Source organism: Paenibacillus stellifer, from assembly GCF_000758685.1.
Lineage (GTDB): Bacteria > Bacillota > Bacilli > Paenibacillales > Paenibacillaceae > Paenibacillus_AQ > Paenibacillus_AQ stellifer.
Map to the genome: position 1 here is coordinate 3540597 of NZ_CP009286.1, position 26225 is coordinate 3566821.

The following is a 26225-nucleotide window of genomic DNA, read 5'->3' on the forward strand; positions in this document are numbered from 1 at the left end:
AGGAGGATGAGACGGATTCCATGAATTCCGCCACAGGCAAGCTTAAACGTATCGGCGTCGGCAGCATCCCTATCGTGTTGTTTTTCATCTTCTGGGAAGCTGGCGCCAGAGTCATTCCGGAGGGCGTCATCTCGCCTCCCAGCGAAGCGATTATGGCCATCTTCAACTCGGCGAGCTCCGGTATACTGTTTCAGCAGACGCTGATCAGCCTGTACAGAGTGCTGCTGGGGTTCGGTCTTTCGCTGATCTTAGGCATTCCACTAGGATTTTTACTCGGTACCTTCTTCGGTTCGACCGAGAAAGCGCTGCTGCCCTTCTTGCGCACCTGCGAGAAGCTGAATCCCTTCGCGATCATTCCGATATTCATGATCTTCTTCGGAATCGGAACAGCGGAGAAGGTAGTAGTCATCTTCTGGTCAGCGATCTGGCCCGTGCTGTTCAACACGATGGCCGGAGCCAAGGAGGTCGATTTCAATCTGCTGCGGGCGGCGCGTTCCATGGGGGCGACGCGCAAAGAGCTGTTTACCAAGGTCATTCTGCCATACACCGCTCCCCATATTTTTATCGGCATCGAATTTGCCGCTCAGCTCTCGTTCTTCATGATTATCGCCTCTGAAGTAATCGGGGCCAGCACGGGGCTCGGTTGGTACTATATCAATTCGACCGCCCGGTATGATCTGCCGCTTATGTACGGTATCGTTCTCTTCATCACCGTGCTGGGCATTATTATCAACCTGTCGTTCGCCAGACTGAAGAAGCATTTTCTGGTATGGAAAGAAGCGTCGCAGCTTGACTAAACAAAAGGAGGTTCACATCTATGTCTATCAAGCCTATTAAGCCAATTAATTTGAACCGTTCGCAAGCCGTCATCCGCGAAAAACGGTTAAAATCCATCGTCGGTTACCAGGGATCAATCAAGGATCTTGCGGAGAAATCACGCACAGGCTGCCTGAAGAATGCGGGCCGCGGCTTTAGTCAGGCAACCAACTGCAACTCCGGATGCGCCCAAGGCCATCTGTCTTCCATCGTCGATGCTGCCATTGTCAATCACGGGCCTGTCGGCTGCGCTGGAGATGTGGCGGGCGCTAATTCGGTCTACCAATGGGGCCAGCATATCCGCGGCGTGGACAACAAGCGGAATGTGAGAATCGTCAATACGAATATGTCGGAAAATGCAGTCGTGTTCGGCGGCGACAAGATTTTGCAGGACGCGGTCCGCAGAGCCTTCGAACGTTTCAACCCGAAAGCGATATTCGTCACCACCTCCTGCGCCTCCGGCATTATCGGTGATGATATAGAACGCACGCTGAAGGACGCGGAAGCCGAGATTGGCATTCCGGTCGTTCCCGTCTTTTGCGACGGCTTCCGCTCGCAAATCTGGGCTTCCGGCTTCGACGCAGCCTTCCACGCCCTGCTGACGCGGATCATCAAGCCTGCAGAGCAGAAGCGGCCTGAACTGGTCAATGTCATTAATTTCTACGCCAGCGGCCGGAAGATTGTAACCGAAATTTTCGGACGGCTGGGGCTGGTCCCGCAATTTGGCATACCGTTCAGCACAATCGAACAGCTGGAGAAGTGGTCGGAAGCCGCGGCCACCATCAGCATTTGCGGCACGCTGGGCGGATATTTGGGCAACGGTCTGGAGCAGAAATTCGGCGTTCCCTATGTAACGGCCTTGCAGCCGCACGGGATTGCCGGCTTTGACGATTGGCTGACGAGACTTGGAGAGACCGTAGGGAAGCAGCAGGAAGTGGCAGCGTATCTGGCGGAGCAAAAGGAGCTTGCAGCGCCGGAACTGGCGGAAATCAAGCGCAAGCTGCAAGGCAAGCGGGTTGTCGTGGGCATGGGACCGAGCTTCGCCCATAACTATATCCGGCTGCTGGAGGATTTCGGCATGGAGGTTGTCTGGGGCTTCTCTTGGCACTATGATTCGAAGCATGACCACGGCGGCTGCCCTTCCTGCACACTTGATCTGGCTGAGAAGGAACGGGATATTCCGGTCAGTGTCAGCGACCAGCAAAATCATGAGATCATCAATTTGCTCAAAAAAGTCCAGCCGGACCTGTATGTCGGAAGACATCCCGGCCAATCGGTATGGGCCACCAAGCTGGGCATTCCCACAATCATGATCAGCGACGAATACAGCGCCTTCGGCTATCAGGGGACGCTGGAATTCGGCGAACGCATCATCGACGCGCTGACCAATAACAGTCTGGCCAAGAACTTGGCAGAGCGCATCAAGCTCCCTTACACCAACTGGTGGTATGAGCAAGATCCATTTACTTTCCTGAATAGCGAGAAAAGCGAGGTTGACGAACATGTCTCAGTCGGTTGAACAGATCCGTCATGTATGCGCACTGGGAGCGTTTGAATCGGTGCTGGCCATTAAAAGAGCCGTTCCGATTGTCCATTCCGGACCAGGCTGCGTATCCAAATTGATGGTAACCCTCGGGACCCAGAACGGACATCAGGGTTCAGGTTATGTAGGAGGACACGCCATTCCCTGCACGAACGCCTCCGAGAAAGAAGTGGTATTCGGCGGTACAGATCAGCTTCGCAATTTGATTACCAATACATTTGATGTCATTGACGGCGATCTGTTCGTCGTCCTTACGGGCTGCACCTCGGATATTATCGGTGACGATATTGGGGAGGTTGCCCGAAAGTTCAAGAAGAGCGGCAAGCCGATCGTGTATGTAGAAACTGGCGGATTCAAAGGAAGCAACCTGGTCGGGCATGAACTGGTCCTCGATGCCATTATCGACCAGTTTCTGGAGCCGCAGCCGGAAATTGAGCCCGGACTGGTCAATCTCTGGTCGGTAATTCCTTATCAGAATACATTCTGGGCCGGAGATATCGAGCAGCTGAACAAGCTGCTCTCCGCCATCGGGCTCAAGCTGAATACGATTTTTGGCCCCGATAGCAGTATTGAAGCCGTTCGCGATATCCCGAAAGCACAGTTCAATCTGGTAGTCTCGCCTTGGGCAGGATTACGGGCTGCCGAGCATTTGCAGGAGAAGTTCGGCACGCCGTTCCTGCATTACCCGGTGCTGCCGATCGGTCCGACGGAGACATCCAATTTCCTCAGAACTGTCGGCGAATTCGCCGGCATTGATCCAGCCATCGTCGAGAGCGTCATCCTGAAGGAAGAGAATCGGTATTACTATTACCTGGAAAGAGCTGCCGATACCTTGCTGGAGACACGTCTGCTGCCTAGACGGTTCTCAACGGTTGGCGACAGCCTGTACACGCTCGGGATTTCCAGGTTTCTGACCAATGACCTCGGACTGATTCCGGATAAGCAGTTCATCACCGAGGATACGCCGCTTAAGCACCAGAAAGGTGTTACAACCGAATTTGCGAAATTTACGAACGATATTGTGGCGGAGACGGTGTTCTCCAACGATGGTGGTTATGTGGAAGAGGAATTACGGAAGCTCAAGCTCAGAAGCCGCCCGCTCATCCTCGGCAGCTCCTGGGAGCGCGCGGTCGCCAGAGACCTGAACGCTTATCAGTTATCGATCTCTGCGCCGATCTCCAATCAAATGGTGCTGAGCAAATCTTATGTCGGTTATGACGGAGCGCTTCATCTGACGGAGGACATTTATTCGGTCATACTGAATGATTTTATGTAATGAAAGCAACCGGTATAGAGCCGATTATCGTTCAAGAACAACGTGAGCCGGTTCATCCCATATATCAATACAAAAGAGCAGACCGTTCCTTGAAGCAAGGGACGATCTGCTCTTTTATTGTTAGCCATAGCCGAAACGAAATCAGGCTTCCTTGCCTTCCGTACCCTCGGCTGCCTCTTCAACCGCTGCTGGCGCTTCACCCTCTTCGGCTGTCGGTTCTTCCGTTACAGCCGGCGGAGCGATCTTGACGACCAGCGTCTCCGGATCGTTCAGTACCTCCCAGCCTTCATGCTTCGGCAGGTCGGAGACGAACAGCTGGTCGCCGATCGCCAGGCCGCTGACGTCCACCTCAAGCGTCGGCTCCAGCTTGTCCGGCAGCGTGCGGATGTCGATCTCATGCAGCTCTACGGTCTGGATGCCGCCATCCTTCACACCTTCAGCCGTACCCGTAAAGTGAAGGGCAACCTTCGTTTCCAGCTCGGTCTTCATATCGATAACATGGAAGTCGATGTGCAGCAGCTTCTTCGTCAGAGGCTGGCGCTGGACTTCATTGATGATAACGTCCTTGGTTCCCGCAGCCGGGATTTCCGCTTTCAGAATTGCCCGCGGATTTCTGCTCAGAATATTGTCTACCGTCTTAGCATCCGCACTTAAGGAAAGAGACTCCGAACCCGCACCGTAGATAACGACTGGCACGAGGCCTTGTCTCCGCTGTGCGGAAGGCTTCCCGGCTCTTTCGATCAAACGTACTGTTTCACTCATTACAATCAATTCCTCCTAAGGTATGGACTGAAAAAACACAAGACCGATTAGATATGTATTCTAATCAGTCTTATATTACCCGTTTTGCCTGTGGTGGAATCAAATATAGCACTTTAGTCGCATAAAGTCAAAATAGTGTATTTATTAAATTATATCCCATTTATTGAATAATCAAGCTATATGACACGCAACATAGTGCCCTGAGCCAGCGTCGCGGAAGAGCGGGATTTCCGCCTTGCAGCGCTCCACTGCGAACGGACAGCGGGTATGAAATTTGCAGCCGGATGGCGGATTGACCGGGCTGGGAATATCGCCCTTCAGTTATTTAACTCATAAACCGGCTGAAACTCAACAATAACTTCATAATCCACAGACATTCCTCCTGAAGCAGCTTCTATTCATTGCAGCGTTAGTGTCTTAATCTTAGGGCATTCCCTGCAGAATACACAAGTGATTCGAAATAACCTAACCCGTGTTGTGATGTATGTGTAAAATACCGCCTGCGGCATGCTTGTCCTCGCTTTTTCCAAAATTGGGTAGTAGAATAAAGACATTACACCCGAAATGGAGTGAAGAATATGACACAAATTCAAACGGGAGAAGGACGATTCTATATTGCCGGCGAAGGCAAGGACCTGGCCGAAATTACATACAGATTGGATGAGAACAGCGGGGATCTCGTTATTGACCATACCTTTGTCTCCGAAGATCTGCGCGGTCAGGGAGCCGGCGAACAATTGGTGCGGGCTGTGGTGGACAAGGCCCGCGACGAGCGGCTGAAGATTGTACCGGAGTGCTCATATGCGGCACATCAATTCAAGAAACATGCGGAATATTCGGATGTATGGAGCAGTAACGCGCCAAGAGGATAGTCGGGTATCCGTGTGTTTTACTAGGAGGAATAGCTTTGACAACGATCGAAACATTGGAACAGATTGAAGATTTGCAGCGGCGCGTCGAGGAATATGACGGTATTTCGCTGAAGCTGAACTGGGATTCTCTGCGCAGAGGTCCCGAAAGTGGAGGAGCTGAAATCAGGCTGTCCTACGAGGACGGTCTGATTGTTGGCTTTATCGGCATCTATCCTTTCGGCAGCGAAGCCGAAGTCTGCGGGATGGTTCGCCCGGGATACCGGAGACGGGGCATATTCACCGCGCTCTGGAAGCAGGCATATGAAGCGATCTCCCGCATCGGAGCCGAAACCATCTTGCTGAATGCCCCTGCGGCCTCGGCATCAGCAGCCCCTTTCCTGCGGACACTGCCGCTGGTCCTTAACCATGCGGAATATCAAATGAAATGGGACGAATCCAAGGCTGTGGAGAACGGCGCCTTGGAGCGCGAGTTGTCGGAGGACAAGATCACCCTCCGTCCGGCGCGGCCGGACGAGACCCCGCTGCTGGCCTCGCTGGACAGCAGCGGATTCGGAATGAATCTTGAAGAGGCCGCTGAGATGCTCAAGGATATCGCGGAGGAGAGCGGCACCGAGCATATTATCATTGAGTATGCCGGGGAGGCAGCGGGGAAGCTTCGGTTGTGGACGGAGGATAACGAAACCTGGATTTACGGGTTTACTGTCGATGAGAAGCTCAGAGGAAAAGGCATCGGCCGCAGCGCGCTCCTTCAGACCATAGCCCGGGAGCGGCATCACGGGAACGGAATTAATCTGGAGGTTGCCCTTGATAACCCGAATGCTCTAAAGCTGTATGAAAGCAGCGGATTTATCATTATCAACAAGCAGGATTACTACCGTTATAACGGATAAATTACAGAGCAGCCCCATGAATTCAAAACATTCATGGGGCTGTTGTCATTCCGCTTCATATCAGGAGCTGACGGCAGCGTACCTCTTCAGCCCCTCGGCGGCCCGTGTTCCCCGAAAGGCTCTTTGCTCCGGAATCCGGAGATTCATCCAGCACGGAGAGCAGCCGCAAATAATCAAGCGAGTACTCCAGGCTGTAACAATCGCCGGGATAACAGCGCTGCTCGCCTTCCATCAGGAGGAAGAGCTCTACCCGTTCGGGCGGCTTGCCATACGCCTTATGGCAGAAGACGTTCACCATATGATAGAATCCTTCCGCCACCTCCTCGCACCGGCAGGCCATGAACTTCTGAATAATGAGACCGTCCTTGCCACTGCCCCCCTGCATCTGCCAGACCAGCTGAAAAATGACGGATAATTCCATCCCCAGCTCAGGCACGGCTACATGCCAGTCCTCGTACAATTTCACCGGCATGACATTATGGTCGCGGTTATAGCTGACCGCCCGGATGAGAGAGTCCATAACTTTGTTCTTGACCTCCCAGTAATGGAGAAGCGAGGAGAAAGCGTTCGAACGAGAAGGCCATCTATGCTCCAGTATGAACTGAATCGGTGTCTGCTGGCGGACTTCCGGTGTCAGGCTATAGAAATCGTTAAGGGCATGACCCACCGTATATTGAACCTGCTGCCGCCATTTCGGCAGGACCGCTCCCGCCTGTTTCTCGGCTTCGGTCATATCAAGCAGCGTCCGTTCCACAATATAGTCGCGGAGCGGCTGGAACCGGATTTCCGGCTGCTTCTCAGCCGCCAACATGGAGGCGCCCATCATGTTACCGGAAGGCAGGCTTCAGAGAAACGTTGTCCGAAGCGCCGGCACTCCTCTTTCTCGGCGGATGTAGGTCCGTATTCGATCTTAAGTCCCGGCTGGACAAGCTTGGCGCCTCTCTCCGCAAGCTTCTGCTCAAGCAGGTCCACTGCACCGCAGTATATAGCATAGCCGGTATCCCCGCTGCCGAAGGCGGCGGCCTTACGGCCCTTCAGGTCCAGATCATCCATCTCTTCATAGAAATCCAGGAACTCGTCGGGAAGCTCGCCGTCACCCCATGTATATGCGCCGAGAATCGCTCCGTCATAGGTTGTGATTTCATCAGCATTGCATTCATGGACTTCTTTCAGCACAGCCTCATTGCCGGCTTGACGGATGCCTTCCGCGATAAGCTCCGCCATTTCTTCGGTGTTGCCGGTCAGACTGGCATAGACCACCAAAATTCGGACCATTTCAAGATCGCCTCCCTAAATTGAGAAATCGGTTCAACAACCAGCTTCTCCGATATTCTCCAGTCTATTGATAATGATTCTCATTGTCAACATTAATATCACGGATTTGCCTCTTTGTCCAAATGGTTTGTTAAGAACCGTACATTTGATGTACAATATAGGCTAAATGAAAATTTTTGAAGGATGGATCACTATGTACATGGCCCGGGATTGGCAGGATTACGAAATTATCGATACAGGCGGCGGAGAAAAGCTGGAGCGCTGGGGGGACGTCATTCTGCGGAGACCTGATCCGCAGATCATTTGGCCTCTGGCCAACGAATCGGCACAATGGAAAAATGTGCACGGGCATTATCACCGCAGCTCCTCCGGCGGCGGCCATTGGGAAATGAAGAAGAGCATACCGGACAGCTGGAGCATCTCCTACGGCAAGCTGAAATTCCACCTGCGTCCGACCAATTTCAAGCATACAGGGCTGTTCCCGGAACAGGCGGCCAACTGGAGCTGGATGATGGACAAGATCGCCGGTGCGGGACGCAAGATCCAGGTTCTGAATCTGTTCGCTTATACCGGCGGAGCCACCGTTGCCGCGGCCGCAGCCGGCGCCTCCGTCGTCCATGTGGATGCCGCCAAAGGGATGGTGCAGTGGGCGAAGGAGAACCTTCAGCTCTCCGGTCTGGGCGAGCGCCCCGTCCGTTTCATTACGGACGATGTCTTCAAGTTCGTGCAGCGTGAGGAGCGCCGGGGGAATAAATACGACGCCATTATTATGGACCCGCCTTCGTACGGAAGAGGTCCAGGCGGAGAAATGTGGAAGCTGGAGCAGAGCCTCTACCCCTTCCTTGAAAGCTGTCTGTCCATTATGAGCGACCAGCCGCTCTTTCTCCTGATCAATTCGTATACGACCGGCATTTCGCCTACGGTTCTGGAGAATATGCTGGCGATGACGATGAAGTCCCGGTACGGCGGTTCGATCAGTTCGGGAGAAATCGGACTGCCGATAACGGCTTCCGGTCTCCATCTGCCATGCGGTATTCTTGGCCGCTGGGAGTCTTAACCCATGGCGGACAAGAACGGCGGACAAGCCGCTGGCCAGCCTGCTCAGGACATTGAAATCCTGTATGAGGATAACCACCTGCTAGGTGTTGTCAAGCCGGTAAATATCCCTGTTCAGGAAGACGCGACTGGAGATCCCGACCTGCTGACACTGCTCAAGGAGGATATCAAGCGGCGGTACGACAAGCCGGGCAATGTCTTTATGGGACTTGTCCACCGGCTGGACCGGCCCGTCGGAGGCGCCATGATCTTCGCCAAGACATCCAAAGCCGCCTCCCGGCTCTCGGAGAATGTTCGTAACCGCAGCTTCCGGAAAGTCTATTTAACCGTTGTGCACGGCGAACTTCCGGCTCCAAGCGGACGGCTGCGCAACTTCCTCCTGAAGAATGCGAAGACGAATACCGTCACCGTAGTGCGGCAGGGAACGCAGGACGCCAAGGAGGCTGTGCTCGATTATACGGTGCTGTCCAAGGCGGAGGGCTTCAGTCTGGTCAAGATCAACCTGCTGACCGGACGGCCTCACCAAATTCGGGTGCAGCTTGCCCATGCCGGCTGCCCCCTCTATGGCGACCAGAAATACGGCCCTTCCGTCAACAAGCCCGGCCAGCAGATCGCACTCTGGTCATCGCTTGTCGGCTTCCCGCACCCGGTCACCAAAGAGGAAATCAATCTCGTCTCCCTGCCTCCCCGCTCCTTTCCCTGGAGCCTGTGGAGCAGAGACATTCAGGAGCAGTCACTCGCAGAAGTCTCCGAAGAGACTTAAAGCCGGCTGACTCCGCTATATCGGTTATGCAAGCTAAACTTAAAGGGGACGTTCCTCCGAATCCGGAGAACGTCCCCTTTAAGTATTTGCCTGTTTCCGTCCTATGTAACTCCGTCAGGTTTGTCTGCTCAGCTCCAACGTCGTTGATTCATTGCCCGGAGCTACCAGCTTGCCCATCAAATACAGCAGCAGCTGCTGATTATGGGCGGAGATATGATCCAGCACTCCGGCGAAGAAATCGCTCCGCACCTTAAGACCTCTGGCCGTTTCCATTCGCCCCAGATCCGTAATGCTTACCCATACGATCCGGCGGTCCGCCGCATCCCGGTCGCGGACAATTAGTCCTCCCCGCTCCATCCGGTCGAGGAGCATGGTCACCGCCGCCGCGCTTGTCGCCAGGTGAGGGGCTAGATCGGAAGGCTTGGCCGCACCGCGCTCCTGTACGAGCTCAAGTACGGTAAGCTGCGCATCGGTCAACGTCGGGGCCAGCTTGGTCTCCATATGAACCTTGTAATCCTTCAGAATTTTATGCCAGATTTTACTGAATTCAAAGGAGTTCACTGCAGTTCCTTCCTTTCCAACGAATCATTCGTTATAAGATAGGTTCGCTGTTAAGTTCCTTTTTCCTGCAAGTGGAAAAAAATAAATAACCCCATAAACAAATCGGCATCATTTCTTCAGATGGAACGGCACAGTCGTAACGACCACATTACGCCGGTAGAGCAGATTGGTGCGGATCAAGAGACCCGACTGGTTATGAAGAATATTATGCCAGCCTTTTCGTGGAATAAACTGCGGAATGATGACCGTTACCTTAAAGTTCGACTCGCTCGCCTTCCGCTGGACGGTGTCGATAAACTTCACGAGCGGCTGGATGATGCTGCGGTATGGCGAATACAGGGTGACGAGCCGGACATCCGGCTGCCATTTGGCCCATTTTTCCTCAAACACCGCTTCATCCTCGCGTTCGAACGCAACGTATACAGCAATGATCTGATGCGCCGACAGCGTTTTGGCGTAATTCAGAGAATTCTCCACCACATGCGTGATGCCTGCAACCGGAAGGATGATCACATTGCCGTCAATGGGGATGGAAGGCTCGCAAGTGCTCAGTCTCAATTGGTCAGCCACCGCCTCATAATGCTTCCGTATCCGGTGGAACAGGTAGATAATCAGCGGCAGGAAAACAAGGACCGGCCATACCTGTGGAAATTTGGTCAGGAAGAACATCACCGTTACGATTAAGCTGATCAGTGCGCCCGTCGAGTTGATGATCAATTTCGGGAGCCAGCCGGGCGGCTTCTCACGGTTCCACTTCACGATCATGCCGGTCTGTGACAAGGTAAAAGGAATGAATACCCCCACCGCATACAGTGGAATCAAATGCTCAGTCTTGCCTTCGAAGGCCATGATCAGCAGAATGGACAACACGCCCAAAATGATGATTCCGTTCGAATACCCCAGCCGGTCGCCCCGGACTGTGAACATGCGCGGAATGAATTTATCCTTGGCCAGATTGACCGCCAGCAGCGGGAATGCCGAATAACCGGTATTGGCGGCAAGAATCAGGATCAGAGCCGTCGTTCCCTGAACGAAGAAGTACATCACGTTCCGGCCGAATGTCGTTTCGGCGATCTGGGACACGACCGTAACGTCTGGCATCGGGCTGATGCCGTAATAGTAGGCAAGGAACACGATTCCCGTGAACAGGCAGGCCAGCAAAATGCCCATGGCGGCAAGCGTCTTGGCGGCATTGTTCGGAGCCGGGTCCTTGAAGTTGGGAATGGCGTTCGAGATGGCCTCCACTCCGGTCAAAGCCGAACTGCCCGATGCAAAAGCCCGCAGAAGAAGGAACAGCGAGATGCCAGCCACCGGCGTCCCGATGGGGGTGTGCAGCCCTTCAGGCACCTGCCCGGTTACAATATGGAACAAGCCTACCCCGATCATGATAAATAAAGCAAGAACGAACAGATATACCGGATAAGCCAGAATGGAAGCCGACTCCGTTACCCCTCTCAGGTTCAAAGTCGTAATGAAGCAGACAAACAGGACCGCGATAAGCACGTTATAGGGATGCAGACTCGGAAATGCCGAGGTGATGGCATCGGTCCCCGCGGACACGCTGACCGCAACCGTCAGAATATAATCCACCAGCAGCGAGCCCCCGGCAATGAGTCCCGGATATTTCCCCAGGTTCTGCTTCGACACGACATAAGCGCCGCCTCCATGCGGATAGGCAAAAATAATTTGCCGATATGACAAAATCAGAGCTGCCAGCAGCACCAATACGCCGACCGCAATCGGAATGGAATACCAGAAAGCCGCTGCGCCAACCGTAATCAGTACGATCAGGATCTGCTCCGGACCATATGCCACCGACGACAGCGCGTCCGAAGAGAGAATGGCCAGCGCCTTCGCTTTGGTCAGCTTTTGTTCCCCTAATTCATTCGATTTGAGCGGACGTCCAATGAGAAAGCGTTTGATGGATGACAGCATAGACCATACCTCCGACAATTGAGAATGAGTGATATGTATTTTGCCCCAATACTACCCTGACTAACTTTCCGTATTATGTTATAACCGGCTGCGTTTCGAATCCAATAAGAATAACCCCATCTCAGGATCTGCGAAGCAACTGCCTAATCTATATTATGCTTGCTGAATGATCAAAAAGGCATCCTCTCCGCCAGCGGAGAACGATGCCTTCTCTGATCCGGCCTAGTCGACCGAACGGTGCACTTGTATAATTTCGTCTTTCTTGTCCAGCGATACGAGCAGCTTGCCAATCGACTTGCGCTCGGCAATCGGCGCGGACTCCGTGGTAAGCTCGAATATGTGTCCGTCCTTTGTAATTGCGGTAACCGGCACTGGCTCCTTGCAGTAGAATGCGCCTGCGATCCGGCTGCCGTTAGGCTTGACACGCTTGCCTTCTTTGAATTCAAAGGTCTGAACACCCTTGCCGCCCCGGCTCTGCGGGATATAATCCAGCAGCAGGCTGCGTTTGCCATAGCCGAGATCGCTTAGTACAAATACCTCACCCTCATCGTCCGACACCCGGAAGCAGGCTGCCACTTCGTCGCCTTCGCGCAGCTGTATGCCTTTGACACCGCCGGCCACACGGCCCATCGGGTTCACTTCGTTCTCACGGAACCGGATACTCATGCCTTCACGGGTAATCAGCATCAGATCCTGATCTCCCCCGCTCAGCAGAACTGAGAGCACTTCGTCATCGGGGGCTACCTTGCAAGCGGCTACGGCTCCGCTTCGGCTAGTTGCGTATTCCTTAAGCTCCGTACGCTTGACCTGACCTTTGCGGGTGACGAAGAACAGGCTGAGACCCGGCTCATCCAGACCGCTTACCGGAATAACGTCGGCGATGCCGTCTTCTTTGGACAGGCCGATCACATTGACGATTGCAGTGCCGGGGTCCTTCCATTTGAAGTCGGGAATCTGATGGACCGGGAGCAGGAAATATTGGCCCTTGCGCGTAAAAATCAGCAGGCTGTCCCGCGTATTCACATCCATCAGCTTCGTGACGTAGTCGCCTTCCTTCGCACCGGATGACTTCCGGTCTCCGCCTGAACGGGTGAAAGACAGCATACTTGTCCGCTTGATATAACCTTCTGCCGACAGCGTAACCAGCACATCCTCGGCATTGACCAGCGCTTCGAGGCTGACTTTGATCTCCTCGACTTCACCCTGAATGGCGGCACGGCGTTCGATGCCATACTTGTCGCGGATTTCCATCAGTTCCTTGCGAATGACGCTTACCAGCTTCTTGTCGCTCTCGAGTATGGACCGGAGCGAGGCGATCTTCTTCTCCGTCTCCTCCAGTTCTTTCTCCAGCGTCCGGATTTCGAGATTGGTCAGCCGGTACAGCTGCAGGGTCAGGATGGAATCCGCCTGGCGCTCGCTGAAGCCGAACATCCACACCAGGTTGTTCTGGGCATCCTGGCGGTTCTTCGACGCCTTGATGGCGGCGATAACCTCGTCCAGTATGTTGAGCGCCTTAACCAGACCCTCCAGCACATGAGCCCGGTCCTCGGCACGGTCCAGATCAAACTGGGTGCGATGCGTTACGACCTCGCGCTGATGCGCGATGTAGGCCTCCAGAATCGCCTTAAGGCCAAGCTGCTGCGGCGCCTTGTTGACGATAGCCACCATGTTGAAGTTATAGGTCACCTGAAGGTCCGTCTTCTTCAGCAGATAGGCAAGGATGCTCTGGGCGTCGGCCTCTTTCTTCAGTTCAACGACGATCCGCAGGCCTTCACGTCCGCTCTCGTCGCGCACTTCGGCTATCCCGTCAACCTTCTTCTCCAGACGGATGTTCTCCATAGCGGTAACGAGACGGGATTTCACGACCTGGAACGGGATTTCCGTAATTATAATTTGCTGCTTGCCGCCACGGACATTCTCAATCTCCGTCTTGGAGCGCAAATAAATGCGGCCTTTGCCTGTTCGGTAGGCATCCATAATACCGTCACCGGCCATGATCAGGCCGCCTGTCGGAAAATCCGGACCTTTGATGAAGGTCATGATTTCTTCAAGTTCAATCTCCGGCTTCTGCATAACCGCGATGCAGGCATCGATCGTCTCCCGCAGATTATGCGGCGGAATTTCGGTGGCGAAGCCGGCCGAAATTCCGCTCGTTCCGTTCACCAGCAGATTCGGATAACGGGACGGCAGCACCACCGGCTCCTTGGCCGAGTTATCGAAGTTGTCCTTGAAGAGCACCGTACGCTTCTCGATGTCGCGGAGCATCTCCATGGCGATCGGCGACAGACGCGCCTCGGTATACCGCATCGCTGCGGCGGGATCATCGTCCATCGAGCCCCAGTTGCCATGACCGTCGACAAGCACATGGCCCATTTTCCAAGGCTGCGCCATCCGGACCATGCCTTCGTAGATGGAGGAATCTCCATGGGGATGATAGTTGCCCATTACGTCTCCGACGGTCTTCGCCGACTTCCGGTAAGCCTTGTCTGGCGTGTTGCCGGAATCATACATGGCGTACAGAATTCGGCGCTGCACGGGCTTCAGCCCGTCGCGCACATCGGGGATGGCCCGGTCCTGAATGATATATTTGGAATACCGCCCAAAGCGGTCGCCGACGACTTCCTCCAGAAACGCCGGCAGAAATTGTTCGGATAAACTGCTCATGCATTCACCTTCTGTTCTTCAAACTGTCGCCTTATTCAAAATAAGCTGGCGATTAGTCTACGCAGCGCTGACGGTTTGGACTTTCGGCCGCTGTTGTCTCCAAATATCCTGAATTGGTTAATAATCGGTGATATTCGGGGACAAAGGCGGACGATTACTCTCCTTCAGTTCCTAACCTTCGCGCTTCTCCGCAAATCGCCAAAGATTTCTTAATACCGAAATTCTCATCACTCCGAAATGTAAATCGAAAGGGTCCGGAACGACCCGGATCTACTCCTCGATTTCGGTGAAATCGACGTTCTCCACGATCCAGCGCTTGCGCGGATCAACCTTGTCGCCCATCAGGGTAGACACGCGGCGCTCCGCCTTCGCGGCGTCTTCGATCTGCACCTGGAGCATCGTGCGCGTATCCGGATTCATGGTCGTCTCCCACAGCTGATCCGGGTTCATCTCGCCGAGACCCTTGTAGCGCTGAAGCTCGAAGTTCTTGCCGAACTCCTTCAGGTAATTCTGCAGCTGCTCATCCGTCCACGCGTATCGAACCGTCTCCAGCTTGCCTGATTTGCGCGTCAGCTTATACAGCGGCGGCTGGGCGATATAGACCCGGCCCGCGTCGATCAGCGGCTTCATATAACGGTAGAAGAAGGTCAGCAGCAGCACCTGAATGTGCGCGCCGTCGGTATCTGCGTCGGTCATGATGATGATCTTCGAATAATTGCTGTCATCCACTTCGAAATCCGAGCCGATTCCGGCTCCGATCGCCGAAATGATCGCCCGGTATTCGTCATTCTTGAGGATTTCGGGGAGCCGCGCCTTCTCCGGATTCATCGGCTTGCCCTTCAGAGGAAGAATTGCCTGTATCTTCGAATCCCGGCCCTGCTTGGCGGAACCGCCCGCAGAGTCGCCTTCCACGATGAAGAGCTCCGTACGCGAGAAGTCCTTCGACTGGGCCGGCGACAGCTTGCCGCCAAGATTCGTGCTCTCGCTGCGCTTCTTGCCGCTGCGAATTTCATCGCGCGCCTTGCGGGCCGCTTCCCGCGCCTTCGCGGCCTGAATCGATTTCTTCAGGAGGCTCTGCGCAACCTGGGGATTCTCTTCCAGGAAGGTCTGCATGTTCTCCGAGACGACGAAATCGACCGCTCCGCGCGCCGACGCGCTGCCGAGCTGATCCTTCGTCTGACCGACGAATTCGACCTCGGACATCTTGATGCTGATGACCGCCATCATGCCTTCGCGAAGATCGCCACCGTCCAGGTTCTTGTCCTTCTCCTTCAGCAGGCCCGTGCGCCGCGCGTATTCGTTCATAATCCGCGTATAGGCCGTCTTGAAGCCCGTCTCATGCGTTCCCCCGCTGCGGGTCGGGATCGAGTTCACGAATGAGGCGATCGTCTCGGTGTAGCCGCCGTTATATTGAATCGCCACTTCCACTTCGATATCGTCCTTCTCGGCGCTGAAGTGGATGACGTCATGCAGGACGTCCTTGCCTTCATTCAGGAACCGGACGAACTCGCTGGCTCCGCCCTCGTAGTAGAACTCGTCCTGACGGCCGTTCCGGTCGTCCGTCAGCGTAATGCGCAGCCCCGAATTCAGGAATGCGATTTCCTGCAGCCGCTCCGCAAGTGTATCGTAATTCAGATTGATACCGCTCTGGAAGACGCGAATATCCGGCTTGAACGTAATCTTCGAGCCGGTTCGGTTCGTATTCCCCAGGATTTCAAGGCCCGTGACGGGTTCACCCACATGCTCCTTGCCGGCCTCGTCAACCCAATATTCAAACCGCTGGCGGTGAATTTTGCCTTCGCGGTAGATTTCAACCTCGAGCCATTCCGACAGCGCGTTGGTAACGGATGCGCCAACGCCGTGCAGACCGCCGGATTTCTTGTATCCCGCTCCGCCGAACTTGCCGCCTGCGTGAAGCATGGTGAAGACGACCTGTGGTGTCGGGATGCCCATCTTATGCATACCGGTCGGAATCCCGCGGCCGTTGTCGGTCACGGTAATCGATCCGTCTTTGCGCATTACGATATCAATTTTGGAGCAAAACTTCGCCAAATGCTCATCCACGGCATTGTCGACGATTTCCCAGACCAGATGATGCAGGCCCGAGGAGCTCGTGCTGCCGATATACATGCCGGGCCGTTTGCGAACCGCAACCAGACCCTCAAGCACCTGAATGTCGTCAGCATCGTATCCAGTCCGGTCTGCTGCGCCGTTCTTTGTGACTTCAGCGAACATATCGACCTGTTCGAACATTCATGTTCCCCCTTCTCTTCTCTTATCCAATATGCAAACAAATGTTTTGTTACTTTGTACATTCTAATTCAAAATATCCCTTTTCGTAAAGACGGCGAATGAAATGAATACCGATACGATGCCCCAGATCCCCAGGACCGTCAGCGAAAACGGAAGATTCATCCCCTCGATCGGAGCCGGCGAACCCGCCAAATAATTGGTCAGACCCAGATTGACCATGAACAGATATTTGGCCGATGTCCAGGCCGAGGCCATATTGGTCAGAATCGAACCCGCGATCAGCGCCGCCATCATCACGACGATGCTTGCCGCCGTGCTGCGGAACAGAACGGAGATCATGAAGGCCAGCAGCGCCACAACGACGCTGACATACCAGATCAGCCCGCACTGCATCAGCATGTACTTCCACTGCGGTACCGAGTGAACAGCCGACATGTCGACCGTATCGCCATGCAATTGAAACCCGGTGAAGACCGGTACATTAAAGCCTCCGTAGCCGAACGCAAGCCCTGATATCAAGTAGCTTACGAGAAATGTGGACAAAATAATCAGCGAGACGAACATCAGCAGAGCCGCAAGCTTGCTGAACAGCACCTTCCACCTTCTCACCGGACGGGTCAGCAGCATCTTTATCGTTCCCGTCGTCCGCTCCCCGGATACGATGTCGGACGCGACGGCCATAATGAGCAGCGGAATGAACAGGGAGATGGAGTTATCCAGAAACTCCCGCGTGAATGTTACGCCGCTCGGCTCGTTCGGGTTCACATCATGATCAAGATAATACTGCATTTGCTGTATAAAAATTCGACGGTACGTCTTCCATTCCTCCGGGATGCGGCTTGAACTGAGCGAATTTTCATTGTCGGTAATTTGCTGCTGCAGCTCCAGTCTCCAGTCGGAGCTGAATTTCTCCCGGTTCCGTTCAGCGGACCGCATTTGGGCATAGGTGAACATCGGTACAAGAACGAGCAGAATCAGAAGAATGACGTAAAAACGTTTCTTCTTGATAATTTTCATGCATTCGTTCCTAATCAGCGGCAGCAGGCTAATCAATGGTCTCACCCTCCGTCAGTTTCAGGAATAGCTGTTCAAGGGTCGGATGTATGTTTTGCACAGCCCTAACCTCAATGCCCGCCGCTACAAGAGAGACGACGGTATCCGGCACCGCATCCTCGTCCATAACTGTGACGATGGTTCCGCTGCCCATATTGGCAATGACGCTGTCGTCAAGCGCCAGCTCGGTGGGGTCGGCGATGGTTACGCCAGGTCTTGAACGGAGCAGGGTGGCGCCTTCCTCGGAGGGATGCAGCTCCCACAGCACATACGGCGAATTGCGGGAGACCAGCTCTTGCACCCCACCGACAGCCAGAACGCGGCCTTTGCTGATGATGGCAACCCGGTCGCACAGCAGCTGGATTTCGCTGAGCAGATGGCTCGATACGAAGACAGCCATGCCCTCGTCGGCCAGCTCGCGGATAAATTCCCGCAGCTCTTTAATCCCCTTAGGGTCCAGCCCGTTCGTCGGCTCGTCGAGAATGAGCAGGTGCGGCCGTCCGAGTAGCGCCTGTGCGATGCCGAGCCGCTGGCGCATGCCGAGCGAGTAGGTGCGAACCTTGTCGTGGATGCGCTGGTCCAGCCGGACCGTCGCCACGACTTCCTCGATGCGGGCCTCGTCCACGCCAGGCTGCATCCGGGCGAAATGCTGGAGATTCTCCCAGCCCGTCAAGTAGGAATACACTTCGGGATTCTCTACGATGGAGCCGACATATTGAAGAGCCTTCTCCGGCTCTTTGTTGACGTTATGGCCGCAGACGGCGATCATGCCTTCGGTCGGCCGGATCAAATCGACCAGCATACGGATGGTGGTCGTCTTCCCCGCGCCGTTCGGACCCAGGAAGCCGAAGATTTCGCCCTGCCGGACATCGAAGGTTACGTTGTCGATGATCCATTTTCGTCCGATTTTTTTGCGGACGCCCTGGACGGACAGCACGATATTCTCCTGGCTGTCTTCCTTGCCAACGTTCTCCTTGCTGATTGTGTTCATGACTTCCTCTCCCTTCTGTCAGCGTACCGCCTGGACGATCCGGTCCGCCATACGCTGATAGCCGTCGCCGTTCGGGTGAAAATGATCGCTGGACAAATACTTGTCCAGATGGCCGCCGAACAGGTCGAAAGTCGGGACCAGCGTCATATTGGGATGACGGTTAATGATGTCCATGGCAGCTGCGTTCCACACCGTAACCCCTTCGTTGCCGGGCTGCAGCATATCCTTGATGTCCCCGAACGGATTATACAAGCCGATATAGTAAATCTTCGCCTTCGGATTAATTGCCTCAATCCCGTACAGCACCGCCTCCAACCGTTTGGACGCGGCGGGGATGTCTCCCATCATCTTCGCCGGGTCGAGGTCCTGCAAGACCTCGCTTGCGGATGTGCGGCCGGAAGCTGCAGCTCCGCCCTCGGCGGCCGTGTTGGAGCTGGCCGCATTTCCGCTGCCCGGCGCGGCGGAAGCGCTGCCGCCACTGGACGTGGTTCCGGCCGATCCCTGGCCTGCGGAACCGGAAGCCGCGCTGCCTAGCCCGGCAGATCCGTCAGCCCCCGCACCGCTGCCGGACGCTTCGTTCAGCATGCTCTGCGCGCCCTGAAACAAATCATTGCCGCCGATCGACACAAGGATAATATCGGCCTGTTCAAGAACATATTTCACGCCCTGCTCCTTCAGCTTCGCTTGCAAGCCGGAAGTCGTCAGCCCGTTGATGCCCAAATTGCCTACAAGCTCGGCCTCCGTCCCGCCGGAGGACAGTCCGGCAACGGCGCGGCACACAAAGCCTTCTCCTTTGTCGTCGCCCGTTCCCTTGGCCAGCGAGTCTCCGACCGCCGCGACCCGAAGCTTGCCCGAAGCCTCCGCGTTCGGAGCGGCCGAACTCTCGGGAAGAGTCCCGGACGACAAGGAACCTGCGGGGTAAATAACATCTCTAGCCGCATATATAAAGCCGAAAATGAGCATCAGCGTAGCGGCGATGGACAGAAAGGCGATGCCTCTCCACTGCCATTTGAAATCCTTCAAGCCGATTCCTCCGTTTCTTCCACAAATTCTGCTGTATTTAAACATAATTCTTCTATGTACATTTTGCAAATCCCCTCAACCAGCCCTGCTAGAGTGACGCGACTCATCAAGGATAAAGGTCTGACGGCGTACTTTAGACACCATGCGTTTACCGAGAAGTAGAAGGCCTATTGTAAGCAACAACTTATAAGTCTTATATATTAAAAAAGCCGCCTCGGCCATCCGAAGATGTCCGAAGCGGCTTATAGCCACAAGTTTAGTTGCCGGTAAACTCCTGTACCCAATAGTTGTTGTCGAAGCCTACGCCGATCGAATCAAAGTTCTTGCTCAGGATGTTGGCCTTATGCCCGGCACTGTTCATCCAGGCAGTCATCACTTCCTGCGGCGTCTTCTGGCCCATGGCGATATTCTCGCCTGCATAGCCGAAGTTGACACCGAAGGATTTCATCATATCAAACGGCGAACCGTAGGTCGGCGAGGTATGGGAGAAATAGTTGTTGCTCCGCATATCCGTCGCTTTGGCGGCAGCCACCTTGTTCAGGCTGTCCAGAGCCTTAAGAGGCGCAAGCCCCGCCTTGGCGCGTTCCGCGTTAACCAGCGATACGACTTCCTTCACATAAGCGGAGGAGTCGGAGGCAGCTGTTGTCGTTCCGGTGGACGGTGTTGTCGTTCCGGCAGACGGAGTTGTCGTTCCGGCAGACGGAGTGATTGCTCCAGCCGAAGGTTTAGTCTGGGAACCTGTGCCCGCCGATGCCCCTGTACTTCCGGCAGATTCTGCCGATCCCGTTCCCGCGGATGTTCCTGCCGCCGGTTTGGCCGGGGATACAACGGTAACGGGTACGGTTGTTTTTACCGCGCCGGAGCCGTTCTGATTGTAATATTCTTTCCAAAAATTAACGATCTGGTCGTACGTAATGGTTCCGTTATATGAGGTCTGCGCCGAAGCCGCATCTGCCTGCGAGGGCAAGGATATGCCGAGAGCCAGTACCGCCGCCACGCTTCCGCTGATTAATGCCTTGACCGTTTTGCTGTTCATTTTGCCATCTCCCTTTTCGTGATGTCTATCGAAGCCATGATGTTCGAGGCAATGATTACATTTTTGTAACATGTTCCTTGGTCATTGTAACATATTACGCATGCTGCGGGAGACGTTAATTTCTGCCAGGCTTGAAGAGGAGATTGCAGGCTTTATGCCTGAGATGAAGAGCTTAACGTCAGTGAAACGAGCGCCAGAATGCTCCATCGGTATTGATGAGACCCATGATTTGCGCGAACGGAATGCGGAAGGTCGGAAAGCCGGCCGCATAAGGAGCAATGTCATAGGGGTTAAAATACAGGTAGAGCGCATCAGCGTCCACAAAGAACGGCTGGTCCGGCGCAATCCCCTTGAAGGCGTCAGGAAATACGTACGAATACTGCGGGTCGGTCTTGATTTGACGGGCCACTATATCGCTCAGGGTTCCCGTATAATCAACGGACGGCTTGAAGAGATCCTTCAGCTGATAAAATATGCCGCTGCGCAGATCGATCTTCGTGTAGATGCGCGTCGGCATCCCGTGCGCAGCACCAAAGGGGTAATTGTAGCCCTGCAGCTCCAGCTGCAGCAGGTTCTTCCGGAAGAACGAAACCGAGAAGTCGCCGGTGTAGCTGGAGGTACGCTCGCCGGCAGGCGTCCCTGAATCCGGCAGCGACAGCTCTTTCAGCCTCTTGTTCACGCTCTCCATGACGGCAGGATTGGCGATTCCTTTCACTACGGGATAATAGACGAGATAATCAAAATTCGGTCTGAATTTGATTTCTTGAACGGCATACGGGGGACGAAGCGTGATAAGAGTATTCTCACTGCATACCAGCACTCCATCCCGGTTGTAATAAGAAGTGCGCTGGTCTACATTCGCGCGGATGAGCCGGCCGCTGAAACTCAGGTTCCCTGTTCCGGGCACGACCGGCATACCCGGTGCGCGTCTGCCGGTCTTATCGATCATGTACGTTTCATGCTCGTCGTAGACGGAGGCGAACCCCTGGCTGTATCGGTCCACGCCTCGCAGGGGATGGGCATTCAATACCGCTCCCGTCTCCGCGTTGGCTATCGAAAATACAGTACCTCTGTACGTCTGGGCCGGATCAAGCGGCACGCCAAGCGCAATCACGTTCTCGCCCAGCTGCTCGATCTGCTCATAGCCCGGCTGGACGATATACCGGCCGCTTGCATCAATCAGCCCGTATCCATTCTCGAAATTCTCGGCGGTATTGACTACCGCCCTTCCTTCGAAGAAAGGAAGCGCCGAAGTGAACTGGGGCGCGATCGCCGGACTGCCATCCTCCCGGATATAGCCGTAGCGCCCGTTCTCCGTCTCTTGATAAGGAAGCAGCCCATCCCCGGGAGTCCCTACATAGGGAAAATGGTACGTATGCAGGACCGTTCCTTCCGTGTCGATCAGGGCAAACTCATTATCCTGCAGTTTAACAAGCGCCCGGCAACCGCTGAATTCATTCGCGTCTTCATACACGGGAGAAATCGCCTCCCGGCCCTCCCGGTCCAAATAGCCGTATCTCGTTTTACCTTCCGTAATCTGTCTGGAGAACAGGGCGCGCCCATCCTTCAAGCCGTTCAAATATTCATATCGCCGTCCGGTCAGCGGCTTGCCCTTCTCGTTGATCAACAGATAGCCCTTGCTGTCGCTCGCCGGCGCACTGCCCTCCGAGAAGTTCCCGATATAATTGAATGACGGCTTTACCGTCTCCCTTCCGGTGTGGTCGATCAATCCGGCCAGACCGTTTCGCTGGACGACGGCCAGGCCGTTCGGCTGAAACTCCTCCGCATATTCGTAATGCGGCTCAATAACCGTCCGTCCGTTGTCGGCGATATACCCCCACAGCGTTCCTTCCGCGAGACGGAACGGAGCGGGATGCGGCATAGCCGCGCGCGGCTCGGCGAGTCCGCCTTCATGAAATGCCTGCGTTTCCTCATCCGATAATCCAGATTCCGCAAACGGGCTGCCGCTGGTGATATCGATCCGGTACCAGCCCGGCTCCGCGGGCAGCAAGACGCAGGCTCCCTCTCCATTACGTTCATTCCATTCCGGCTGGGGAACGCTGACTGCCCAGCCCTGGCCATCCCACTTTCTCACCTCGGGAGCGGCAGGCTTCCTGCGTCCTCCCGGCCGAAGATCATCCAAGCTGATTTTGAGCATCCGGTTCTTCCTCCTGATTTCTTAAGGCATTTGCCTATAGAATATGAGAGAGGCGTGGGCTTGGTGAGGAAAGTTCATCCAGGAGCCGAAAATGCCAAAAAACCGCTCCAAGGCAGCAGTCCTCGCTAAGGCGAAAGCGGCTTCGCTTGTATGCGATTACATTTTATTAGAATCCTCATACGCGTTTAGGCTCCAGGGTTACTGTCAAGACTGGGAAAGCGTATGGGCTTATATTAGAATGAAATGGGGAAATCCCCAATCCATCCCTTACTCAAGGAGGAATAACAGTGGCCATCGAAACGTATATCAACTTTAACGGGAATTGCCGCGAGGCTGTGGAGTTCTATGCGGAAGTTTTCGGAGTGGACAAGCAGCCTGTCATGACGTTCGGTGACAACCCGCCGAATCCGAAGTTCACGCTTCCCGAGGAAGCCAAGGACCTTGTCATGCACACTTACCTGGATATCAAAGGCGGGCGGCTCATGTTCTCCGATGTCCTGCCGGGCTCTTCCTTTATCGAAGGCAATAATATCAGCCTGGTTGTGAACAGCAGCGATGTGGAGGAACTGAAATCCTTCTTCGCCAAGCTGAAGGAAGGCGGCACCATCATTATGGATATGCAGGAGACCTTCTGGAGCAAGTGTTACGGTATGGTGAATGACAAGTTCGGCATCGGCTGGCAGCTCAGTCATTACGATCCATCTTAAATCCGGAACAATTTACGCCTTTTCAAAAAAATACGGCGGTCCGCCTCCGGCTGTACCGGAAACGGACCGCCGCTTTTGCCAGTTGGATAGCCACTGCGCGCTCAACTCCACAAGTTAAGTTATTGCCGCACGCTCACTCCGCCTGGCTTCGGTCCAGAAACGAGCGATTTCTGCGCTTGCTCTCGAAAGCGATCAGCTTGCCGAGAGCGTCCTCAACCGTTCCTCTGCTGGAATATACGGTAATGCCAAGGCTTTTGAGCGACTGCTGCGCTCCCTGGCCGATCTGCATCACAAGCACCCGGCTACAATCCTGGAGCAGATCAATCGTCCGTGCCAGCTCTCCGCCATGATGCTCTCCTTCTTCACGGTTCGTGACATTGTCCCGAACCTCCAGCAGACTCCAGGTCCCGGTGTCTTCCACCTCATAAATATAAAAACGCTCGCTTCTGCCAAAATGCTGGTCGACGACTTCCCCGTCGCTGCTTCCCACCGCCAGTTTGTAGGCCATTCCTGTTCTCCTTTCGCTTGGAGCCCGCTTCGCCAGGAGCTTCCAATTTACCGCGCGACATCTAATCTCGTGCATGTTAGCGAAAATTCTAGCATGAAGATTAAGGGACGGGCAATGACAAAAGACCCTATAGCAAAAGACCCCATAACAAAGGAGCACCCGTACCCCATTCAGCGGGCCAAATAGAAACAGCAAATTGTGAATGAACAGACCCGCCAAATCTCAAGGCTGCCCGTTTCAAGAACCTCTGTTCGGGTTACATATCATTATTGTGCAAATACGCGGCGTTATCGTGGCAATTGAATAAAAAAACACCCCTGCTGGCAGCAGGGATGGCGTTAAGCGATTATCAGGGATAAGCTACGAGAGCGATTTGCTGAAACGGTAGCCTTTTTGCTCGAAGCCCAGATGGCGGTAGAAAGCATGCGCAGGCGCGCGCTCCACACGATTGCCGCTGCACAGAAACAGCTGCTTGCAGCCGAGGCTTCTCGCCCATTCTTCACCAGCGGTTATAAGACGTCTGCCAAGACCTTCTCCGCGGAGCTGCTCCGCTACGATTATGGCAGTGATTTCAGCGACAGTATCCTTCTGCTTGCAGTAGGAAATCACTTCACGCAGTTCGATCATGCCGACGACTTCCTCGTCCAATTCGGCGATCAATGTGCAATGAGCGTCGCTGTTCTCCACAGTCTGCATTCTGTCTCTCATCACGCTGAGGGTCGTCGGATAACCAAATGATCTCAGCAGCGTTGTTACGGTCTCCAAATCATTCATATCGTATTTGCGGATTTGAAGAACCGGTGCCTGAATACTACTGTCCATCTTCGCATACCTCCACTTTTAGCAGTGAGGCCGCCAGTTTGGCTGTCTCCCGCGCTTGATCAACATGATCCGCCGCGCTGAGCGCGACGGCCATACGCCGTCCCGGACGCACCTCCGGTTTACCGAATACCCTGACCTGCGTGCGGGGAAGCCGCAGCGCTTGCTCCAGGCCGGTTACGGCAAAAGCCCTTCCGCCAGCATTTCGTTCGGCCTTCAGCGTCGCAGACGCTCCCGGAGACAGCAGTGTCACCGGTTCGACCGGAAATCCGAGCACCGCTCTGACATGCAGAGCAAACTCGGACAAATCCTGTGTTGCCATCGTCACCATGCCGGTATCATGCGGCCTTGGACTTACCTCGCTGAACAGCACGCCTTCCTTCGTCAAGAACAGCTCGACACCGAATATGCCGTAGCCTCCAAGCTCATCGGTCACGAGGCGGGCGATATGCTGGGCGCCAGCAAGCACCTCCGCGCTCATGGCATGCGGCTGCCAGGACTCCACGTAATCGCCATCCTTCTGAATATGACCAATCGGCGGGCAGAACACAGTCCCTGATGAAGACCGGACCGTAAGCAGAGTGATCTCGCTCTCGAACGTTACGAAAGCCTCCACGATAACTCTGGTTCCCTTGGCGCGCGCGCCTTCCAGCGCCGTCTCCCAGCAGCCTTCGGCGTCGCCGGGCGTCCGGCAGATGCTCTGGCCCTTGCCGGACGAGCTCATGATCGGCTTAACCACGCAGGGCGTTCCCAGCTCGGCGACGGCTCTCTTCAGCTCGTCCAGATTGTCCGCGAAGCGGTAGTCCGCCGTAGGCAGACCCAGCTTCTCGGCGGCAAGCCGCCGGATGCCTTCCCGGTCCATGGTCAGCTTGGCTGCCCGGGCCGTCGGCACCACGTACAGTCCTTCTTCTTCCAGCTCCAAAAGAGCGTCCGTCGCGATTGCTTCAATCTCCGGTACGACAACATCGGGCTTCTCGGAGCGGATCAGCGATTTCAGCGCCTCTCCGTCCAGCATATCGAGCACATATGACCTGTGAGCGACTCCCATCGCGGGAGCGTCCTTGTAGCGGTCGACGGCAATCGTCTCCACGCCAAGCCGCTGTGCTTCAATAATTACTTCCTTGCCCAACTCTCCGCTGCCCAGCAGCATCAGCTTGCGGCTCTGAGCAGAATAGGGAGATCCCCACATTTCGGTATCCAACCTCTTTCGGCAAATGTTTGCGGCATGTGTTGCAGCTTGTGTGCAAATGCCGGATCATGTTTT

The 26225-nt window shown here is 54.8% G+C and carries 23 protein-coding genes and 1 pseudogene; 8 read left to right on the top strand and 16 right to left on the bottom strand.

Annotation, left to right across the window (positions count from 1 at the left end; all coding sequences use genetic code 11):
- The first annotated feature begins 20 nt into the window (after positions 1 to 20).
- Genes PSTEL_RS16380 through PSTEL_RS16390 form a run of 3 tightly spaced genes read left to right on the top strand, consistent with a single transcriptional unit; the run spans position 21 to position 3635 of the window.
- A complete protein-coding gene (locus PSTEL_RS16380) occupies positions 21 to 797 on the top strand; it encodes an ABC transporter permease (RefSeq protein ID WP_038696917.1) in 777 nt (258 codons plus the stop codon).
- Between the two features lie 20 nt (positions 798 to 817).
- Positions 818 to 2335, top strand: coding sequence for a nitrogenase component 1 (locus PSTEL_RS16385; protein WP_038696919.1), 1518 nt, complete (start codon positions 818 to 820; stop codon positions 2333 to 2335).
- Positions 2319 to 3635: a nitrogenase component 1 gene (locus tag PSTEL_RS16390; protein ID WP_038696921.1), complete on the top strand. Its 1317-nt coding sequence runs from the start codon at positions 2319 to 2321 to the stop codon at positions 3633 to 3635. The genes PSTEL_RS16385 and PSTEL_RS16390 overlap by 17 nt, the downstream gene beginning before the upstream one ends.
- Before the next feature lie 141 nt (positions 3636 to 3776).
- Here the strand turns inward: PSTEL_RS16390 and PSTEL_RS16395 are convergent, their stop codons facing one another.
- Positions 3777 to 4397, bottom strand: coding sequence for a 50S ribosomal protein L25 (locus tag PSTEL_RS16395; RefSeq protein ID WP_038696923.1), 621 nt, complete (start codon positions 4395 to 4397; stop codon positions 3777 to 3779).
- A gap of 171 nt (positions 4398 to 4568) precedes the next feature.
- Positions 4569 to 4718, bottom strand: a pseudogene (locus PSTEL_RS27060) (oligopeptide/dipeptide ABC transporter ATP-binding protein); the annotation flags it as partial.
- Positions 4719 to 4975: 257 nt separating this feature from the next.
- Between PSTEL_RS27060 and PSTEL_RS16400 the strand changes: the two are divergent.
- A complete protein-coding gene (locus tag PSTEL_RS16400) occupies positions 4976 to 5269 on the top strand; it encodes a GNAT family N-acetyltransferase (RefSeq protein WP_038696925.1) in 294 nt (97 codons plus the stop codon).
- Positions 5270 to 5304: 35 nt separating this feature from the next.
- Positions 5305 to 6159, top strand: a complete 855-nt coding sequence (locus PSTEL_RS16405; protein ID WP_038696927.1) for a GNAT family N-acetyltransferase — start codon at positions 5305 to 5307, stop codon at positions 6157 to 6159.
- A 55-nt stretch (positions 6160 to 6214) separates the two neighbouring features.
- Here PSTEL_RS16405 and PSTEL_RS16410 read toward each other — a convergent pair whose 3' ends face one another.
- Both PSTEL_RS16410 and PSTEL_RS16415 read right to left on the bottom strand, forming a co-directional pair.
- Entirely contained in the window at positions 6215 to 6985 is a 771-nt protein-coding gene (locus PSTEL_RS16410) for a hypothetical protein (RefSeq protein WP_052098579.1), read from the bottom strand.
- A complete protein-coding gene (locus PSTEL_RS16415) occupies positions 6982 to 7434 on the bottom strand; it encodes a flavodoxin (RefSeq protein ID WP_038696929.1) in 453 nt (150 codons plus the stop codon). Before PSTEL_RS16415 ends, PSTEL_RS16410 begins: the two co-directional genes overlap by 4 nt.
- Before the next feature lie 193 nt (positions 7435 to 7627).
- On the opposite strand from PSTEL_RS16415, the gene PSTEL_RS16420 reads away from it, so the two are divergent.
- Entirely contained in the window at positions 7628 to 8491 is an 864-nt protein-coding gene (locus PSTEL_RS16420; protein WP_038696931.1) for a class I SAM-dependent methyltransferase, read from the top strand.
- Between the two features lie 3 nt (positions 8492 to 8494).
- Positions 8495 to 9253 (top strand): RluA family pseudouridine synthase, encoded by a 759-nt coding sequence (locus PSTEL_RS16425; protein WP_038696933.1) that lies wholly within the window; start codon positions 8495 to 8497, stop codon positions 9251 to 9253.
- 114 nt (positions 9254 to 9367) lie between these two features.
- Here PSTEL_RS16425 and PSTEL_RS16430 read toward each other — a convergent pair whose 3' ends face one another.
- The 9 genes from PSTEL_RS16430 to PSTEL_RS16470 form a co-directional block, all read right to left on the bottom strand.
- A complete protein-coding gene (locus PSTEL_RS16430) occupies positions 9368 to 9814 on the bottom strand; it encodes a MarR family winged helix-turn-helix transcriptional regulator (RefSeq protein ID WP_038696935.1) in 447 nt (148 codons plus the stop codon).
- A 108-nt stretch (positions 9815 to 9922) separates the two neighbouring features.
- Complete coding sequence (locus PSTEL_RS16435) at positions 9923 to 11749, bottom strand: APC family permease (RefSeq protein ID WP_038696937.1); 1827 nt, start codon at positions 11747 to 11749, stop codon at positions 9923 to 9925.
- Positions 11750 to 11971: 222 nt separating this feature from the next.
- Positions 11972 to 14413 carry a DNA gyrase subunit A gene (gene gyrA / locus PSTEL_RS16440; protein WP_038696939.1) on the bottom strand — a complete coding sequence of 814 codons (2442 nt, stop codon included), beginning with the start codon at positions 14411 to 14413 and terminating at the stop codon, positions 11972 to 11974.
- 270 nt (positions 14414 to 14683) lie between these two features.
- Positions 14684 to 16666: a DNA topoisomerase IV subunit B gene (parE, locus tag PSTEL_RS16445; RefSeq protein WP_038696941.1), complete on the bottom strand. Its 1983-nt coding sequence runs from the start codon at positions 16664 to 16666 to the stop codon at positions 14684 to 14686.
- 63 nt (positions 16667 to 16729) lie between these two features.
- The gene (locus PSTEL_RS16450) at positions 16730 to 17719 is read right to left on the bottom strand and encodes an ABC transporter permease (RefSeq protein WP_038696943.1); all 990 of its coding nucleotides are present in this window, start codon (positions 17717 to 17719) and stop codon (positions 16730 to 16732) included.
- On the bottom strand, positions 17712 to 18710 hold the full coding sequence (locus tag PSTEL_RS16455; RefSeq protein WP_052098580.1) for an ABC transporter ATP-binding protein: 999 nt from the start codon (positions 18708 to 18710) through the stop codon (positions 17712 to 17714). Before PSTEL_RS16455 ends, PSTEL_RS16450 begins: the two co-directional genes overlap by 8 nt.
- An 18-nt stretch (positions 18711 to 18728) precedes the next feature.
- Positions 18729 to 19733 carry a GDSL-type esterase/lipase family protein gene (locus tag PSTEL_RS16460; RefSeq protein ID WP_038696945.1) on the bottom strand — a complete coding sequence of 335 codons (1005 nt, stop codon included), beginning with the start codon at positions 19731 to 19733 and terminating at the stop codon, positions 18729 to 18731.
- A 256-nt stretch (positions 19734 to 19989) separates the two neighbouring features.
- Entirely contained in the window at positions 19990 to 20769 is a 780-nt protein-coding gene (locus tag PSTEL_RS16465; RefSeq protein WP_038696947.1) for a CAP domain-containing protein, read from the bottom strand.
- A gap of 178 nt (positions 20770 to 20947) precedes the next feature.
- Complete coding sequence (locus PSTEL_RS16470; RefSeq protein ID WP_038696949.1) at positions 20948 to 22927, bottom strand: WG repeat-containing protein; 1980 nt, start codon at positions 22925 to 22927, stop codon at positions 20948 to 20950.
- Between the two features lie 287 nt (positions 22928 to 23214).
- Between PSTEL_RS16470 and PSTEL_RS16475 the strand changes: the two genes are divergently transcribed.
- Positions 23215 to 23634, top strand: a complete 420-nt coding sequence (locus PSTEL_RS16475; RefSeq protein WP_038696951.1) for a VOC family protein — start codon at positions 23215 to 23217, stop codon at positions 23632 to 23634.
- A 133-nt stretch (positions 23635 to 23767) separates the two neighbouring features.
- On the opposite strand, the gene PSTEL_RS16480 is transcribed toward PSTEL_RS16475, so the two are convergent.
- The 3 genes from PSTEL_RS16480 to purT form a co-directional block, all read right to left on the bottom strand.
- Complete coding sequence (locus PSTEL_RS16480; protein ID WP_038696953.1) at positions 23768 to 24142, bottom strand: NifB/NifX family molybdenum-iron cluster-binding protein; 375 nt, start codon at positions 24140 to 24142, stop codon at positions 23768 to 23770.
- A 360-nt stretch (positions 24143 to 24502) separates the two neighbouring features.
- Positions 24503 to 24964, bottom strand: a complete 462-nt coding sequence (locus tag PSTEL_RS16485; protein WP_038696954.1) for a GNAT family N-acetyltransferase — start codon at positions 24962 to 24964, stop codon at positions 24503 to 24505.
- Entirely contained in the window at positions 24954 to 26150 is a 1197-nt protein-coding gene (gene purT / locus PSTEL_RS16490; RefSeq protein WP_038696956.1) for a formate-dependent phosphoribosylglycinamide formyltransferase, read from the bottom strand. Before purT ends, PSTEL_RS16485 begins: the two co-directional genes overlap by 11 nt.
- Positions 26151 to 26225 lie beyond the last annotated feature (75 nt).